General features: G+C 65.4%; 11 protein-coding genes. 2 read left to right on the top strand and 9 right to left on the bottom strand.

What is annotated here, in order from left to right; translation table 11 throughout:
• Positions 1-3 precede the first annotated feature (3 nt).
• Positions 4-1,374, top strand: coding sequence for a TRAP transporter large permease (locus tag BN1233_RS15655; protein ID WP_046864452.1), 1,371 nt, complete (start codon positions 4-6; stop codon positions 1,372-1,374).
• A 32-nt stretch (positions 1,375-1,406) separates the two neighbouring features.
• Here the strand turns inward: BN1233_RS15655 and BN1233_RS15650 are convergent, their stop codons facing one another.
• Positions 1,407-2,105 carry a winged helix-turn-helix transcriptional regulator gene (locus BN1233_RS15650; protein WP_046864451.1) on the bottom strand — a complete coding sequence of 233 codons (699 nt, stop codon included), beginning with the start codon at positions 2,103-2,105 and terminating at the stop codon, positions 1,407-1,409.
• Between the two features lie 196 nt (positions 2,106-2,301).
• Here BN1233_RS15650 and BN1233_RS15645 point away from each other — a divergent pair, with 196 nt between their 5' ends.
• Positions 2,302-2,523: a tautomerase family protein gene (locus tag BN1233_RS15645; RefSeq protein WP_046864450.1), complete on the top strand. Its 222-nt coding sequence runs from the start codon at positions 2,302-2,304 to the stop codon at positions 2,521-2,523.
• 143 nt (positions 2,524-2,666) lie between these two features.
• On the opposite strand, the gene BN1233_RS15640 is transcribed toward BN1233_RS15645, so the two are convergent.
• The 8 genes from BN1233_RS15640 to BN1233_RS15605 form a co-directional block, all read right to left on the bottom strand.
• On the bottom strand, positions 2,667-3,590 hold the full coding sequence (locus BN1233_RS15640; protein ID WP_046864616.1) for a DMT family transporter: 924 nt from the start codon (positions 3,588-3,590) through the stop codon (positions 2,667-2,669).
• Positions 3,591-3,999: 409 nt separating this feature from the next.
• Entirely contained in the window at positions 4,000-7,593 is a 3,594-nt protein-coding gene (locus BN1233_RS15635) for a YhaN family protein (protein WP_048709255.1), read from the bottom strand.
• Entirely contained in the window at positions 7,590-8,834 is a 1,245-nt protein-coding gene (locus tag BN1233_RS15630; RefSeq protein ID WP_046864449.1) for a metallophosphoesterase family protein, read from the bottom strand. Before BN1233_RS15630 ends, BN1233_RS15635 begins: the two co-directional genes overlap by 4 nt.
• Positions 8,835-9,026: 192 nt before the next feature.
• On the bottom strand, positions 9,027-9,779 hold the full coding sequence (locus tag BN1233_RS15625) for an ABC transporter ATP-binding protein (RefSeq protein WP_046864614.1): 753 nt from the start codon (positions 9,777-9,779) through the stop codon (positions 9,027-9,029).
• 8 nt (positions 9,780-9,787) lie between these two features.
• Positions 9,788-10,564, bottom strand: coding sequence for an ABC transporter ATP-binding protein (locus BN1233_RS15620; protein WP_046864613.1), 777 nt, complete (start codon positions 10,562-10,564; stop codon positions 9,788-9,790).
• A gap of 17 nt (positions 10,565-10,581) precedes the next feature.
• The gene (locus BN1233_RS15615; protein ID WP_046864448.1) at positions 10,582-11,718 is read right to left on the bottom strand and encodes a branched-chain amino acid ABC transporter permease; all 1,137 of its coding nucleotides are present in this window, start codon (positions 11,716-11,718) and stop codon (positions 10,582-10,584) included.
• A 4-nt stretch (positions 11,719-11,722) separates the two neighbouring features.
• Entirely contained in the window at positions 11,723-12,751 is a 1,029-nt protein-coding gene (locus BN1233_RS15610; RefSeq protein ID WP_046864447.1) for a branched-chain amino acid ABC transporter permease, read from the bottom strand.
• 187 nt (positions 12,752-12,938) lie between these two features.
• Positions 12,939-14,291 carry a substrate-binding protein gene (locus tag BN1233_RS15605; protein ID WP_046864446.1) on the bottom strand — a complete coding sequence of 451 codons (1,353 nt, stop codon included), beginning with the start codon at positions 14,289-14,291 and terminating at the stop codon, positions 12,939-12,941.
• Positions 14,292-14,449: the final 158 nt, after the last annotated feature.

Below are 14,449 nucleotides of genomic sequence, written 5' to 3'. Positions count from 1 at the left end.
GCCATGGGCCTCACTCTGCCGATCGAATGGCTGAGCGTGCTGATGTTCGGCGGGCTCGGAGTGCTGCTCCTTCTCGGCCTGCCGATGGCCTTCTGCACCGGCAGCCTCGCCATCATCTTTCTTTACGTGTTCGGCGAACCGCAGATGCTGAACATGCTGCCGGCGCGGGTGTTCCCGTTCATGACGGACTATCAGCTCTCGGCGGTGCCACTGTTCATATTCATGGCGGCGATCCTCGAGAAGGCCGGCATCATCGAGGAGCTGTTCGACGTCGTCTACAAGTGGCTCGGCGGCGTGAAGGGCGGCCTCGCCTCGGCAACGGTGATCTCCTGCACCTTGCTCGCCGCCATGGTGGGCGTCGTCGGCGCGACCGAAGTCACCATGGGGATGATCGCCCTGCCGGCGATGCTAAGGCGCAACTACGACGCCAAGCTCGCCTGCGGCGCGCTCCTCGCTGGCGGCACGCTCGGCATTCTCATCCCGCCCTCGGTGATGGCGATCGTCTATGCGGTCGTGGCGCAGCAGTCGCTCGGCGAGCTCCTCGTCGGTGCCGTCTTTCCCGGCTTCCTGCTCTCGGGACTCTACATCACCTACGTGACCGTGCGGTGCTACATCAACCCGAAACTCGGCCCGGCGCTGCCGCGGAACGAGCGGGTCAACTTCGCCGAGAAGATCAGGCTCTTGCGCGGCACCGTCATGCCGATTCTGCTAATTCTGCTCGTCCTCGGCGTCATCTTCTTCGGCATCGCTACGCCGGTGGAGGCCGCCGGCATCGGCACCTTCGGGGCATTCATCGTCTGCGCCGTGCACCGGCGCCTGACCTGGGACACGATCCGGGATGCCGGCATCGCGACGCTAAAGGCCACCGCGATGGTGATGTGGATCTTCTTCGGCGCCACGATGTTCGTCGGCTTCTTCATCCTGAAGGGGGGCCAGACCTTCGTGGCCGAGTCGATCCTCGGCACGGGGCTGGCCGCTTACGGCGTGCTCGCCCTGATGATGGTGATCCTGTTCGTGCTCGGCATGTTTCTCGACTGGGTCGGAATCCTGCTGCTGACGGTGCCGATCTTCCTGCCGATCCTGAAGAGCCTCAATTTCGACGGTGTCTTCGGAATGTCAGGGCTCGCATCCGCGGACGTGCCGCTCTGGTACGGCGTCATCTTCATGGTCAACATGCAGATGGCCTTCCTGAGCCCGCCCTTTGGCTACTCGCTGTTCTATCTCAAGAGCGTCGCGCCGCCGCAGATCTCGATGGCCATGATTTTCCGCTCCGCAGTCCCGTTCCTGTGCCTCCAGGCCATCGGGGTCACGCTCTGCATCGTGTTTCCCCAAATCGTGCTCTGGCTGCCGCGCCTCGTCTATGCCGGGAGCTGAGGCAGACCCTGGCTCCATGCCGGGACTGTTCTCTACGCGACCAGTTTCCCGACCTTCGCAAACGGACTCAAGCTCAACCAGCGCCCCAGATCGGCCTCGAGCTGCCGGTTTCCCGTGAGGATGAGCCTCCCCTGTTCCTTGGCGCGGGCGATCGGCGTGTAGCCCATCCAGATTTCGGTCATGGTCCGCAGGTCGGTCGACAGGTAGAGGTCGACGTCGAACCCCGGATCGACCGAGCACAGATCGACGTCCTGATCCGGCTCCACGATCAGCCACCAGTTTCGCTGCGCTTCCTGAAGATCGGTGAAGATGATCTGGATGGTGTTCCGGCGGCGCGGCATGGGAGAGGGGTCGATGTTGCGCCGCATATCCCACATCAGCAGATTGGGATCCAATTTCTCCAGCGACGCTTCGGTCTTGATCCACCTCTGCCCCCAACTACCGACGGCCTCGATGACGGGCTTCAGATCCCGTCCCGCCTCGGTCAATCGGTATTCGAACAGATCCGGCTCCCCGGCCACCCGGGAGCGCTCGATGATCCCGGCTGTTTCGAGATCCTTCAGGCGCTTCGACAGTAGCGCCGGCGACATTCTCGGCACGCCGCGCCTCAGCTCGTTGAAGCGGGTCGACCCGGCGACGAACTCGCGCAGGAGAACCATCGTCCACCGGGCACACAGGACCTCCGCGGCCATCGCCACGGGACAGAACTGTTCATAGCTGCTGTCGGTCATGGTCAGCCTCCTCGACGGCATGGCGCCATCCAAGGCCAAGCGAGGGTACGCGGTATGGGCCTCGTAGGCTAGTTCAGTTTCTATACCGGGTGCGATTCAGTTCCTGAACTGGCCGTTCGGCCGGAAGGCATGGGATGTTCGGGCCACGCCGCGGGATCGACCCGAAGCGATAGACCCAGCATCGAAAGGAACCGACATGCCACTCGTCGACATTCACCTCATCGAAGGCGCCTTCGACAAGAGCCAGAAGCAAGCGATGATCAACAAGATCACGGATGCCATGGTGGAGATCGAAGGCGAAGCTATGCGCGGCGTCACCTGGGTCCGCGTCTACGAAGTCGCCAGTGGAGAATGGGCCATCGGCGGCAGAGCGCTGACGACCGCAGACGTGAAGGCTTTGCAGGAGCAGAGCCGATAGCGGTGCTGTGGATGGTTCGATTGAAAACATAACTGGTGACGTCGCGCCGCCACCTCACCCGGCTGCTTTCGCAGCAGCCGGGTGAGGTGAGAGCCACGATGCTTGCTGCTATTTGGCTCTCCAAATTCTACGATCACGAAACGTCACGAAGCTTTCGCCGTCTTGCGTGTGGCGAGCACGATGCCAATCGCAATCAGCGCAATTCCAACACCGTGATACAGGCGAGGAATCTCGCCCAGAAGAACGATTGCCAGAATGGTTCCGAAGACCGGGACGAGGTAGATCGTCAAGCCTGCCGTGTTCGGCCCGATCAGTGCAACGGCCCGATTATAGCTGAGGTAAGCCAGGATCGAGGCAAAGACGGAGACATATCCGACAGCGAGCACCGAGGCAGCGTTGAGCGGCATCGGGTGGCCGGAGAGCGTTTCCATCATGTAGAACGGCAGCAGCATCAGCGCGCCGATCGCGAATGTCGCGACCGCGAAGCTCAGACCGTGAACGGCGGGGCGGCGGCGCAGAAGAGCCGTATACATCGCGTAACTCGCGGTTCCCGCCAGCATCCACAGGTCACCGCGATTGAACGCAAACTGCAGGAGCACAGACGCGTCGCCATGCGTGACCAGCGTCAGCGTACCCGCGATCGAGACCAGGACCCCGAGCGCCTGTCGAAGGGTCACTTTCTCCCGGAAGATCAAAAACGTGAACACGACGATCAGCGCCGGCATGGCGGACTGGATCATGACGATGTTGAGTGCGGTGGTGGTCTGCGCGCCGATGTAGAGGAACGTGTTGAACACGCCGATGCCGAGCGCGGACAGCACCAGAAGGATCGGCCATGCCCGCAGCATCATGGGAAGATCGCGGCCGAGATGTCGCCACGCGAGCGGCAGAAGGAGCAGCGCCCCCGTGGCCCATCGCCAGAACGCAAGCGCAACCGGCGGCACCTCGCCTGCGACGGAGCGGCCGACGATGGCGTTGCCGGCCCAGAACAGGGCGGGCAGCATCATCAGGAGCCACGCCTGGTCGACGAGGCTGCGCTTGGTACGCTTGTGGGCGGACTCAGCCATCGAAGTGTTGCGTGCTTTCGACGGCATGCTCTCCGCGCAATTGCACGAGATTCCGCGACATAAGAGACATTGCGCAGCATCGGTGAGCTCGCAAGTTTCTCGCTGCGATGGCAATACTGCGCGCAGAGTTTCCCCCCTCACCCGGACGCTTCGCGTCCGACCTCTCCCTCCAGGGGAGAGGTGAAGCTCCGCCTCTCCCCCGGAGGGAGAGGTCGACGCCCGCAGGGCGGCGGGTGAAGGTGGCAGCGACGACGTCTGGCGTCATGTTGTCATCGACCTTCCGCATATGTGAACGATAGCGTCACCTGAGCAAACCCGTTCGTGTCCAGATCAGGACTCTGTACCGGTTCGTCGGACGATCAAAAAGATGCCGTGGGTTCGGGCATCCCTGACGGACTACCGCGCGAGATCACGCTCGTAACCCCGCCTCCGCCCCTCCGACTGAGAACGCCGCGGCTGTCGCCGGCAGGGACGGCACGGGCAGGCGATGCACCTTGACGACCTTCGGCGGCAAGGTCGACGCGGCCGCCATGACGTGGCGGTGGTGGGTGAACAGGATCACCTGGGTCGAGCGGCCGAGATCGGCCAGCGCGGCAAGGCCCGGCAGGACGCGCTCGTCGTCGCTCGTGATGAAGAGATCGTCGGCGATGAAGGGCAAGGGCTCGTTCGCCGCGACATGCTGCTCGACGGCAGCGATCCGCAGCGACAGGTAGAGCTGGTCACGGGTGCCCTCGCTCATCCCGTCGACCGGACATTCCGAACCGTCCCGGCGCACGCCGACCAGAGTCGGATCGCGTCCGTCGCCATAGGCGACATCGAGCCGGACGACCGGGTTGTCTCCCGTGCCCGACATGGCCGAGAAGATCTCGCTGCTTCGGCGAACCAGAGGATGCTGGTTCTCCGCCCGGTAGCGTTCGAGTGCCCGCTCGAGCATCTTCCTGGCCGCCGTCAGGCGCAGCCAGCGCTCCAGATGGAAGGTCGCGGCCTGGGCCGCGTTCCGGGCCTGCTGGACCGCGGCAGTGATGCTCTTGCGCCCGGCGAGCGCATCCAGTGCATGCTGGGCGCTGGTTTCCTGCTGGGCGGCAGCCTGGCTTTCCTCGACCAGTTGGGCCTCGTCCCTATCCAGGGTCGCGAGTTCCGCCACGGCCGCATCCGGCGCGATCGCAGCCACCTCCGCGCGCACCGCATCATCGCCGAGTCCGTCGCAGGATTCGACGAAGGCGAGGCGTCGCTCCTCGAGATCCGCGGCACAGCGGCGGCGGGCCTCGACCTGGTCCGCGATAGCGAGCACGTCCGCATCGGGCGGCAGCCCGTAGGCCGTCCGGAGTTCATCGGCGGCCCTGCTGGCGGCCTCGAGGGCACGCTGCGCCCTCTCCAGAGCCGTCACCGACGCCGCGTGGCCAGCGGCTGCCTGGGCGCGGCGGGTCGCGTTCTCGCGGGCGGCGCCCAGCTTCGATACGAGCGTCCTGACCGTCTCTTCAGGATTCGCGGCAGGATCGAGATCGCAGTCTCCGAGTTCCTGAACGAGCCGGGAGAGCGCGTCGCGGAACTCGGCGTTGTCGCGGCGAATCCCTTCGAGACGCCGCACGGTCTGGCTCTTGTTCGTCAGTCTCTGCCGGATCTCGTCCCAGGCCGTCAGTGCCGCTTCCGCCTCCGAGCGCCCGGCAACGGCCGGCAACCCGAGTTTGGCGACGGCCTCTACCCATTGGGATTTCCAGCGGTCGGCCGTGACCTGCGCGTCGTCGGCCACCAGTGTCTTCTCGCGAACCCGATTGGCCTCGTCGTCGAGTTTCTGGGCAGCGCTCCGGCGCTCGCCCCAGGCGCGCTCGGTCTCCGCGATCCGGTGCCGCACGAGGCGGGCAAGCTCCGCAACCGGCAGCGCCTCGTCGGTTGCCAGCCCAAGAGTCTCCCCCGCCCGGAGGAGGATGGTCCGGGCGCGGTCGGCGATCGCCGTCACATCCTCGACGCCCGCGCGGGCCTGCCGAACCGCCCCGAGCAGGCGCAGCACCTCGTCCTTTTGGGCGAGCCACGCCCGCATGCCCGGCGCCGGACCCGGCACGAATCCGCACTCCGCCCACAGATCCTGCCAGCGCGCCTCGGCCGCTCTCAGGGCCTCCGTGGACTGCTTGTGCTCGGATTCCGCGACCTCTTTCTGGCGGCTGAAGCGCAGCAGTTGCGCCTGCAGCTCGCTGAAGCGGGCGACGCGCTGCGCATCGCTTTCGCGCCGGTCGACCAGTTCGTCCGCGTGCCGCGCTGCCGTCTCGTAGCGCGGGGCAACCTCATCCAATTCTCCGAGAGCGGCACAGTCCTCGGCGGACGGCTCTCGCCCTTCGATATGGCGCGCACGCACGACCCGCCAGATCCGATCGCGATGATCCCGGGCGGCCTGCACCGCCGCGGGCGACGGGACTTCGCCCGCCGCGGCAAGTCCCGCCAGATCGGACTCGACGCGCCGGAACTCGTCCTCCTTCTCGGCGCGGGCCCGCTCCGCGGCTGCGACCCGCTCCTGCGCCTTGCGGAGCTCGTCCTCGTAGAGGCGCACTGTCTCGGCATCGGGTAAGGGCCGCGCGGCCAGGGCCTCGGCTGGCTCACTCCATCGGGGCAGCCGCTGGAGCGCCTCGGCGAGGTTCCGGTCCGCCGCGGCGAGGTCCCGCTCCACCTTCGCGTGCTGGGCCGCGAGATCCCCGAGACGCCACACCTCCTCGGTCATGGTGACGAGAGAGGCCGGATCGGCCACGGTCGGGAGCGCATCGAGCTTCTCCTGCGCGCGGCGCCAAGACTCCTGCGCCTTCCTGAGCTCCGCCGCGGCCGTGCCTGCGGCGAGCTCGATCCCCTCCCCGTGCCGGATCAGCTCGCGGACCCGCGCGACCAGAGGCGTGGGCGGCACCAACGCGTCGACCATGCCCGGATCCCGCGGCGATCCGAGAGATTCCAGATGATGTCCGATCAGCGCGTCGTCCGCGGCAATGTCCCGGATGAGCTTCGGCTCGTCGGCGACGCCCTTGCGATATTTTCCGAGGTTCTCCTGCAGGGCCTCGATCTCGGTCCCAAAGCCGATGATGGACTCCGCCTCCGGGATCCGCTCGAGTTCGCTCGTTGCGTCGCGCAGAGCCTCCTCGGCATTGCGGAGCGCAAGACGCGCGTCGCGCAGGGCCTGGTCCCGTCGGCGCCATTCCTCGGCGAATCCGGCCGGCAGCGCAGGAAGATCGCCGAACTGCGCGAGCTGCGCGGCGAGCCGCTCCATCGCATTCAACAGGGGCGCGGCGCGGCGCACGCGCTCCAGTTGCGCCCGGCGCTGGCGGATGCGCGCGAGGTCTTCATCGATACGATCACGCTCGCTTCTCGCCCGCTCGAGCGCCTGCTCGGCCTGCCGCCACTCCTCGGCCTTGAGGCCGTCGCGGCGGACGCTCTGCGTCGCATCGACGAAGGTGTCGATCTCGCGCCAGATCGGCTTGGTTTTCGCGCGTCGGGTCAGATCGCCGATCGCCTCGATCTCGGCTTCCAGGCTCTGCAAGACTGCTCCAATGCCGGAGAGGCCGCTGCCGGCTTCGAACAGGCTGCGCGCCAGATCGCCGCCGGAGCGCAGCATCTGATCGCCGCCTTCACGCAGGCGCGCATGGTCGAGGCCGAACATCCGCGTGAACAGTTCGCGCGAGACGCCGCCCAGGAAGGGAGTCAGGACCGAGTCCGCAAGCGTCGTTTCTGTCGCTCCTGCAGTCAGCAGCGTTCCGGCATTCGCCTTGCGGCGCTTGAAGGCGAGCGTCCGGCCCGTGCTGTCGACGATCTCGGCGCCGATCCGGAGCTTGGAGTAATCGTGCCGGAAGTTGTACGGCGTCCGCGCCGGAATCCCGAACAGCAGGTCACCGATCGCCGAGAGGATTGTCGACTTTCCCGCCTCGTTCGGCCCGTAGATGATGTGGAGCCCAACATCGTCGCCGCTGAAGTCGAAGGTGACGTCCTCGAACGCGCCGTAGCGTTCGAGGTGGAGCGCTTCGAATTTCATGGATGAGCGGCCCCAGGGGACAGTTTGTGCAGGATCAGGGCCTCGGCATCGGCCAGCACTCGGGCGCATTGCTCGGCGGACAGGCCGGCGAACCCGGCTTCAGTCCGAAGCTGGAGAGGAATCTTGTCGAGGCCGCGCTCCAACGCGACACGGATCTGGTCCATATCCGCCGGGTCGGTTCGGACATGGCTGATGAGTTGCGTGACATCGGCCAGGGCGCCCGTCTCGGTGCGCAGTGGGGCCGGGTCGGTTTCGACGTCGACGCGCTCGATCCAGACATCGCCGCAGGACTGGAGCGCCAGAGAGGCGCATTCCGCAGCGAGGCGCTCGGGGTCTCCCGCCAGCGCCCGGTGAGCCGCGCAAGCTCCCCTCAGAACGAGTCGCACCGCGAGCGTCCGTCCATCGGCATCTGCGACGGCCTCGGCAATCGCCTGTCCGACGCGCGGGCAAAGATCTTCGAGCGTTTCGGCGCCGGACACGTCGACGACGAGCGTCGCCCAACGCACGACATCGACGGACACATGCTCGACGTTCGTCACACGTCCGCCCGCGACCGTCACGAGACTGAAACCCTTGGCGCCCGGCTCGTTGACATGCCGGCCCTGCAGGTTGCCGGGAAAGACCACGTAAGGATCGGTGGCGAGGATCTCACGCGTGTGGATGTGGCCGAGAGCCCAGTAATCGTAGCCCTTGAGAGTCAGATCGCGGAGCTCGCAGGGCGCATAGACATCGTGCCCCGCGCGGCCGTCCGCAGAGGTGTGGAGCACGCCGATATTGAACAGTCCGGCGCGGGGCGCCGGATACGACGCGGCGAGATTCTCGGTCACCGCACGGGCCGGAAAGCTCTGACCGTGGATCGCGACATCGAGCGATTCGAGCACCACCGTTTCCGGTGTGCGGGACGACAACTCGCGGACATTGGACGGCCAGGTCAGCCGCCGGGACATCTGGTTTGCGGCGTCGTGATTGCCGCGAATCATGATCACCGGAATCCCGGCGCGGTTCAGGCGATCGAGTCCCCTGACCAGAAACAATCCGGAGCTGTAATCGCTCCAGTCGCCGTCGAACACATCGCCCGCAATGACGACGAAATCGACACGCTCCGCAACGGCAAACTCAATCAGATTGTCGAAGGCGCGCCGGCTCGCTCCGGCGATATCCTCGGCCCGCTCTCCGGCACGCTCGCGCAGGCCGGAGAGCGGGCTGTCGAGATGAAGATCGGCTGCATGAATGAAACGCATGGCCGATGCTGGCCAGCCATGGCCAAGCTTGTCATCCGGAACGGATCGGGAACATTCTTCCTTGTTGCCCGAGAGCCACGCACCTCTGAGGGGGCCTTTACGCGGGCGCGGCGAACGGCCGCCCGTTCAATGTCCTCTGGGCTCCCGCGTCGGGATAGGTCCTTTCCTGCTCCGATTTCGACGGATCCCCCGTCAGATCGCGAGGTATTCCCGCCGGAGTTCGGCGTTGTCGAGGACTTCTTTTGCCAGTCCCGTGAAGGCCACCTCGCCGGTATCGAGAATGACGGCACGGTCGGCGAGTTGGAGAGCCGCGACGGCATTCTGCTCGACGATGATGGTAGTGATCCCGAGCTTCTTGATGTCGTGCAGAATGCGCTCGATCTCGCGCACGACCACAGGGGCGAGCCCCTCGTAGGGCTCATCGAGCAGGAGAAGCTTGACCTCGCGCGCCAAAGCGCGGGCGATGGAGAGCATCTGCTGCTCGCCGCCCGAGAGCGTCACACCCTCCTGGCGCCGCCGCTCGGCGAGCCGCGGGAAATGCGCATAGATCCGCTCCAGATCCCAGCCATGGCCCGGAGCCACCCGGGCCAGCGTCAAGTTCTCCTCGACAGTTAAGCCCGGGATGATGCGGCGATCCTCGGGGACGAGTTGCACGCCGGCGCGGGCCGCCGCATGGGCCTTCATCCGGTGCAGGGGAGCGCCCTGCAGCCAGATCTCTCCAGTCATCAGGGCCGGCAGGTCCGTTCGCGCGATGGTGCGCAGCGTCGACGTCTTGCCGGCGCCGTTGCGCCCCAGGAGCGCCAGGATCTCGCCCTGGCGGATGTCGAGGGAGACGCCCTGCACGATGTAGCTTTCGCCATAATAGGCGTGCAGATCCCGGGCGGCGAAGAACGGCTGGACCGGATCCTGCCGCTGCGCTGTTGCGATCACATTCGCATCCATCATGATCACGTTCATTGGATTGCGCCTCCCAGATAGGCCTCGTGGACCCGCGGGTCGCCCCGGATCTCGTCGGGGAGCCCTTCGGCGATGATCCGGCCCTGGGCGAGCACGGAAATCCGGTCGGCCAGCGAGAACACCACGTGCATGTCGTGCTCGATGATGAGCTTGGTCATGCCGCGCTGCTTGATCTTCTGAAGAAGCTCGATCGTGGTGTTGGTGTCGTGACGCGACATGCCCGCCGTCGGCTCGTCGAGCAGGAGCAGACGCGGATGCTGGATCAGGCACATCGCGAGCTCGAGCCGGCGCTTGTCGCCGCGCGAAAGCGCGCCGGCATTGGTGTTGCGCCGCTCGAACAGGCCGACATCCTGGAGAAGCGATTCCGCCTCCTCGCGCACGGCACGCTCGGTGTCGAGCCGCTGGAACAGATTAATCCGGAAGGCGCCGTCCCGCTTCGAAAACGCGGGCGCCATCACGTTGTGCAAGACCGGCAGATCAGGAAAGATCTCCGGCGTCTGAAATACCCGCGCGATCCCGATCTGATTGATCTCGTGCGGCGCCTTGCCGGTGAGGATCTGGCCGTCGAAGATCACCGCACCGCTCGTCGGTGGCAGCCGGCCGATCACGACGTTGAGAAGCGTCGACTTACCGGCCCCGTTCGGTCCGATGATGGCGTGCGTCTTCCCCTCCTCGACCTGCAGGTCGATGTCGGAGAGCGCGCGCAATCCCCCGAAGTGCCGGTGAACGTCCGCGACGTGCAGAACGATGTTCCTGGTGTTCGTGGCGGTCATCGTGCGTTCCTTTCCGGCTACGCGGCCGGCTGAGCCTTGAAAGCGCCGGCGCGCGCGTCGGGCCGTCGCGTGAGCCATTGCGATACCCGGCGCACGCCCTCCATCACACCGCCCGGCAGGAACACCACCACGAGCACGAACATCAGCCCGAGCGTGAGATGCCATCCCTCGCCCACGAACTTGCTGGTAATGGCGACCATCACATCGGCGAGGCCGTCGGGCAGGAAGGAGAAGAACCGCTGCAGCGTGGCTTCGTTGAACGCCGAGAAGATGTTCTCCGCATATTTGATGAGCCAGGCCCCGACGACCGGCCCCACGAGGGTGCCGACGCCGCCGAGGATCGTCATCAGGACCACCTCGCCGGAAGCCGTCCACTGCATGCGCTCGGCGCCGGCGAGCGGATCCGTGACAGCGAGCAGGCCACCTGCGAGCCCCGCAAACATGCCGGAGATCACGAAGGCGGCGAGCGTATAGGGCTTGGTATCGAACCCGGTATAAGTCATGCGCGTCTGGTTCGACTTGATCGCGCGCAGCATGAGCCCGAACGGCGACGCGAAGATCTTCTGCGAGAGGAAGAACGTGGCGATGAGCAGAGCCGCGCAGAAGTAGAAGCCTGCATAGCCGTTCATCGCAATGCCGAACAGGGACGGCACAGGCAGGCCGGCTCCGCGCTCGGTGAACATCAAGTCGATCACCCGCGGATCATCGACCTTCAGCAGCAGCCCGGTCTCACCGTTGGTGATCGGCGTCAGCACCGAATAGGCGAGGCTGTACGACATCTGCGCGAAGGCGAGCGTCAGGATCGAGAAGTAGATTCCGGATCGCCGCAGACTGAGATAGCCGATCGCGAGCGCGAACAACCCCGACAACGCGACGGCGAAGATCACGGCCGGAATCGGATTCATGGTCAGAAGCTTGAACGACCAGACCGCCGTGTAGGAGCCGACGCCCAGGAAGGCGGCATGGCCGAAGCTGAGATAGCCGGTCAGCCCGAACAGGATGTTGAAGCCGATCGCGAAGATCGCATAGATCGCGAACTTCTGGAGCAGGCCGGGATAGCCGGCGCCGAACGGCGCGAGCCAGATCGGCATCGCCAGCACCACGACGGTGAATAGCCCCAGGACGATGAGATCTCTTCTGGACAGGTCGAACATCGGATCAGCCTTCCATGACGCCGCGGCGACCCATCAGGCCACGCGGGCGAACCAGCAGAATCGTCACGGCGACGAGATAGATGATGATCTGGTCGATCCCCGGCAGGAGTGATTTGACCTCGGTCATCGAGGCGAAGGACTGCAGGATTCCGAGCAGGAAGCCCGCCATGACCGCGCCCGCGAGGGAGCCCATGCCGCCGACGACCACCACCACGAAGCTGAGCACCAGGAAATCCATGCCCAGGTGGTAGTTGGGCGGTAAAAGCGGCGTGTACATCACGCCCGCGAGGCCCGCGACGACCGCTGCGATGCCGAAGGTGATCGTGAAGCGGCGGTCGATGTTCACCCCAAGCAGGGACACGGTCTCGCGGTCAGCCATGCCGGCGCGCACGACCATGCCGAAAGTCGTGAAGCGCAGGAAGGCGAAGACGGCTCCGATCACGCCGATCGAGAACAGGAAGTAGACGAGCCGCCACCAGGGATAGGTCACGACCTGCGGAGCCATGCCGAACCAGGCGCCGACATCGGCCGCCCCACGCAGATCCTTCGGCATCGGCTGCGGAATCGGGTTCGCGCCGTAGAACGCCTTGACGATCTCCTGCAGAACGATCGCAAGACCGAAGGTGACGAGGATCTGCTCGGCGTGCGAGCGCTTGTAGAAGTGCTTGATCAGCCCGCGCTCCATGCCGATGCCGATCGCGAGCATCACCGGAATCGCCAGCAGGATCGAGATCGGAACCGAGTAGTCGATCAGAAAGGCTCCGAAATCCCCGAGCCAGTTCTGGACGACGGGTGTCCGAATCTGAAGCGGCGCACCCCAGGGCGACAGTTTCTGCGGGTCGGTGGTGACGGTCTCGATCGTGATCAGCTTGCGGAAGGTGACGGCGCAGAAGGCGCCGAGCATGAACAGCGCTCCATGGGCGAAATTCACCACGCCCAGGGTCCCGAACACCAGCGTCAGCCCGAGCGCGATGAGAGCATAGGCGCCGCCCTTGTCGAGGCCGTTCAGCAACTGCGCTAAGATCGCATCCATCCATTCCTCCCGCCCGAACGGGACGGCAAAGCGCGCCGCGCTCCCGCATCCGGGGCGCGTTGCTCTCTTGAATTCGTTTGCAGGTTCGCGGTCCTGTGCGAGCTCTTACTGCCGAGGCGAAATGCGCGCACAGGTGGTCCGTTGGGCCCGCTCCGGGTGCTGATGCGCCCGGAGCGGGCCTCGGGCCTCAGCACTTCTTGGCGTCGTACGGACCCAGTTCGCCCCCGAACATCGCCGGGTCGTAGGTGACGGCTTCGCGAGAGGCCTGGCCGATGATGTTGAGCACGTCGAACTTGCTCGTCGGCTCGGGATTGCCGCGCACGACCAGCACGTCCTTGAAGCACTGGTGATCGGCCGCGCGATAGAGCGTCGGCCCGTTGCCGAGGCCGTCGAACTCGAAGCCTTCCAGCGCCTTGATGACCTCCGGGGGATAGAAGGTCCCAGCCCGCTCGCAAGCATCGGCATAGAGCAGCGCCTGCACGTAGCCGGTATGCGAGGATTGCGACGGCGGCTGCCCGTATTCCGCGCCATAGGACTTCGTGAAGGCCTTCGAGCCCTCGTCGGGCAGGTTCCAGTGCCAGTTCGAGGTCCCGATGATGCCCTTGACCGCATCGCCGGCGCCGACCGCCATCAGCTCGGAGAACATCGGCACGATGACCTGGAAGTCCTTGCCGTTGGCTTGGCGATCACGCAGCCCGAACTGCACCGCCTGCGGCAGCGAGTTCACCATGTCGTGGCCATAGTGGTTCAGGATCAGCACGTCCGCGCCGGAATTGAGCACGGGCGTGAGATATTGCGAGAAGTCGCCGATCCCGAGCGGCGAGCGGACCGTGGCGACGGTCTGCCAGCCGAGCGCTTCCGTCGCTTTCTTGATCGATTCTTCCTGCGTCCAGCCCCAGGTGTAGTCGGCGGTGATGTGATAGGCGCGACGGTCCCTGCCGTATTCCTTGGCGAGGAACGGCGCGATGGCGACGCCCGACTGATAGGCGTTGAAGTAGTGGCGGAAGCCGTAGCGCCGCTTGTCCTTGCCCGTCGTGTCGTTGGAGTGGGTGAGCCCCGACATATAGATGACGCCCATCTCCTGGCAGAGGCTCTGCGTGGCGATCGCCTCGCCCGAAGAGACGCTCCCGGTGATCATGATCGCCTTGTCGCGCTCGATCATGCGGCGGGCGCTGTCGCGGGCCGCGTCGGTCTTGGTCTGCGTGTCGCCGGTCACGAAGGTGACCTTCTTGCCCAGGACACCGTTGCCCTTGAGCGCGGAGGGCTTGAGCGTGTTCAGCATGCCGCCGTCGCCCTCGCCGTTGAGGTGCTTCACCGCAAGCTGGTAGCCGCGCAGCTGGTCGATGCCCTCCTCGGCATAGGACCCGGTCTGCGGGATGTTGAAGCCGAAGACCACGTTCTTGCCGGTGGGATTGTTGCAGAAGTCCTGCGCCCACGCGCCCCGGCTGAAGACCAGCGGCGCCACGCTCGCCGTCACCAGTCCGACGGCTCCCCCCTTGAGAATCGTGCGCCGGCTCGGGCGGTTTCCGAAATCCGTCATTGCTTCCTCCGCGATGCGAGCGACTGCCTTCGAGCTCGCTTCAGCGGACAGTGCTGCGAATGGAAAATAAAGCAATATGCCTTTGCCGCAGTTGATATTTTTTGTAAATCATTGCACAGCGGCAGCGTCAAAATCTGTCAACACTTGACACTTCGAGG

The sequence above is a fragment of the Microvirga massiliensis genome, assembly GCF_001006805.1.
Classification (GTDB): Bacteria; Pseudomonadota; Alphaproteobacteria; order Rhizobiales; family Beijerinckiaceae; genus Microvirga; species Microvirga massiliensis.
The sequence above is the reverse complement of the archived record's forward strand: the minus strand, read 5'-3'. Positions and strand labels throughout refer to the sequence as shown.

Excerpts from the sequence above, each read along its gene's own strand:
- BN1233_RS15650 (WP_046864451.1), bottom strand. The coding sequence starts at position 2,105 with ATGACCGACAGCAGCTATGAACAGTTCTGTCCCGTGGCGATGGCCGCG.
- BN1233_RS15655 (WP_046864452.1), top strand. The coding sequence starts at position 4 with ATGGGCCTCACTCTGCCGATCGAATGGCTGAGCGTGCTGATGTTCGGC.
- BN1233_RS15620 (WP_046864613.1), bottom strand. The coding sequence starts at position 10,564 with ATGACCGCCACGAACACCAGGAACATCGTTCTGCACGTCGCGGACGTT.
- BN1233_RS15615 (WP_046864448.1), bottom strand. The coding sequence starts at position 11,718 with ATGTTCGACCTGTCCAGAAGAGATCTCATCGTCCTGGGGCTATTCACC.
- BN1233_RS15625 (WP_046864614.1), bottom strand. The coding sequence starts at position 9,779 with ATGATGGATGCGAATGTGATCGCAACAGCGCAGCGGCAGGATCCGGTC.
- BN1233_RS15630 (WP_046864449.1), bottom strand. The coding sequence starts at position 8,834 with ATGCGTTTCATTCATGCAGCCGATCTTCATCTCGACAGCCCGCTCTCC.
- BN1233_RS15605 (WP_046864446.1), bottom strand. The coding sequence starts at position 14,291 with ATGACGGATTTCGGAAACCGCCCGAGCCGGCGCACGATTCTCAAGGGG.
- BN1233_RS15645 (WP_046864450.1), top strand. The coding sequence starts at position 2,302 with ATGCCACTCGTCGACATTCACCTCATCGAAGGCGCCTTCGACAAGAGC.
- BN1233_RS15640 (WP_046864616.1), bottom strand. The coding sequence starts at position 3,590 with ATGGCTGAGTCCGCCCACAAGCGTACCAAGCGCAGCCTCGTCGACCAG.
- BN1233_RS15610 (WP_046864447.1), bottom strand. The coding sequence starts at position 12,751 with ATGGATGCGATCTTAGCGCAGTTGCTGAACGGCCTCGACAAGGGCGGC.
- BN1233_RS15635 (WP_048709255.1), bottom strand. The coding sequence starts at position 7,593 with ATGAAATTCGAAGCGCTCCACCTCGAACGCTACGGCGCGTTCGAGGAC.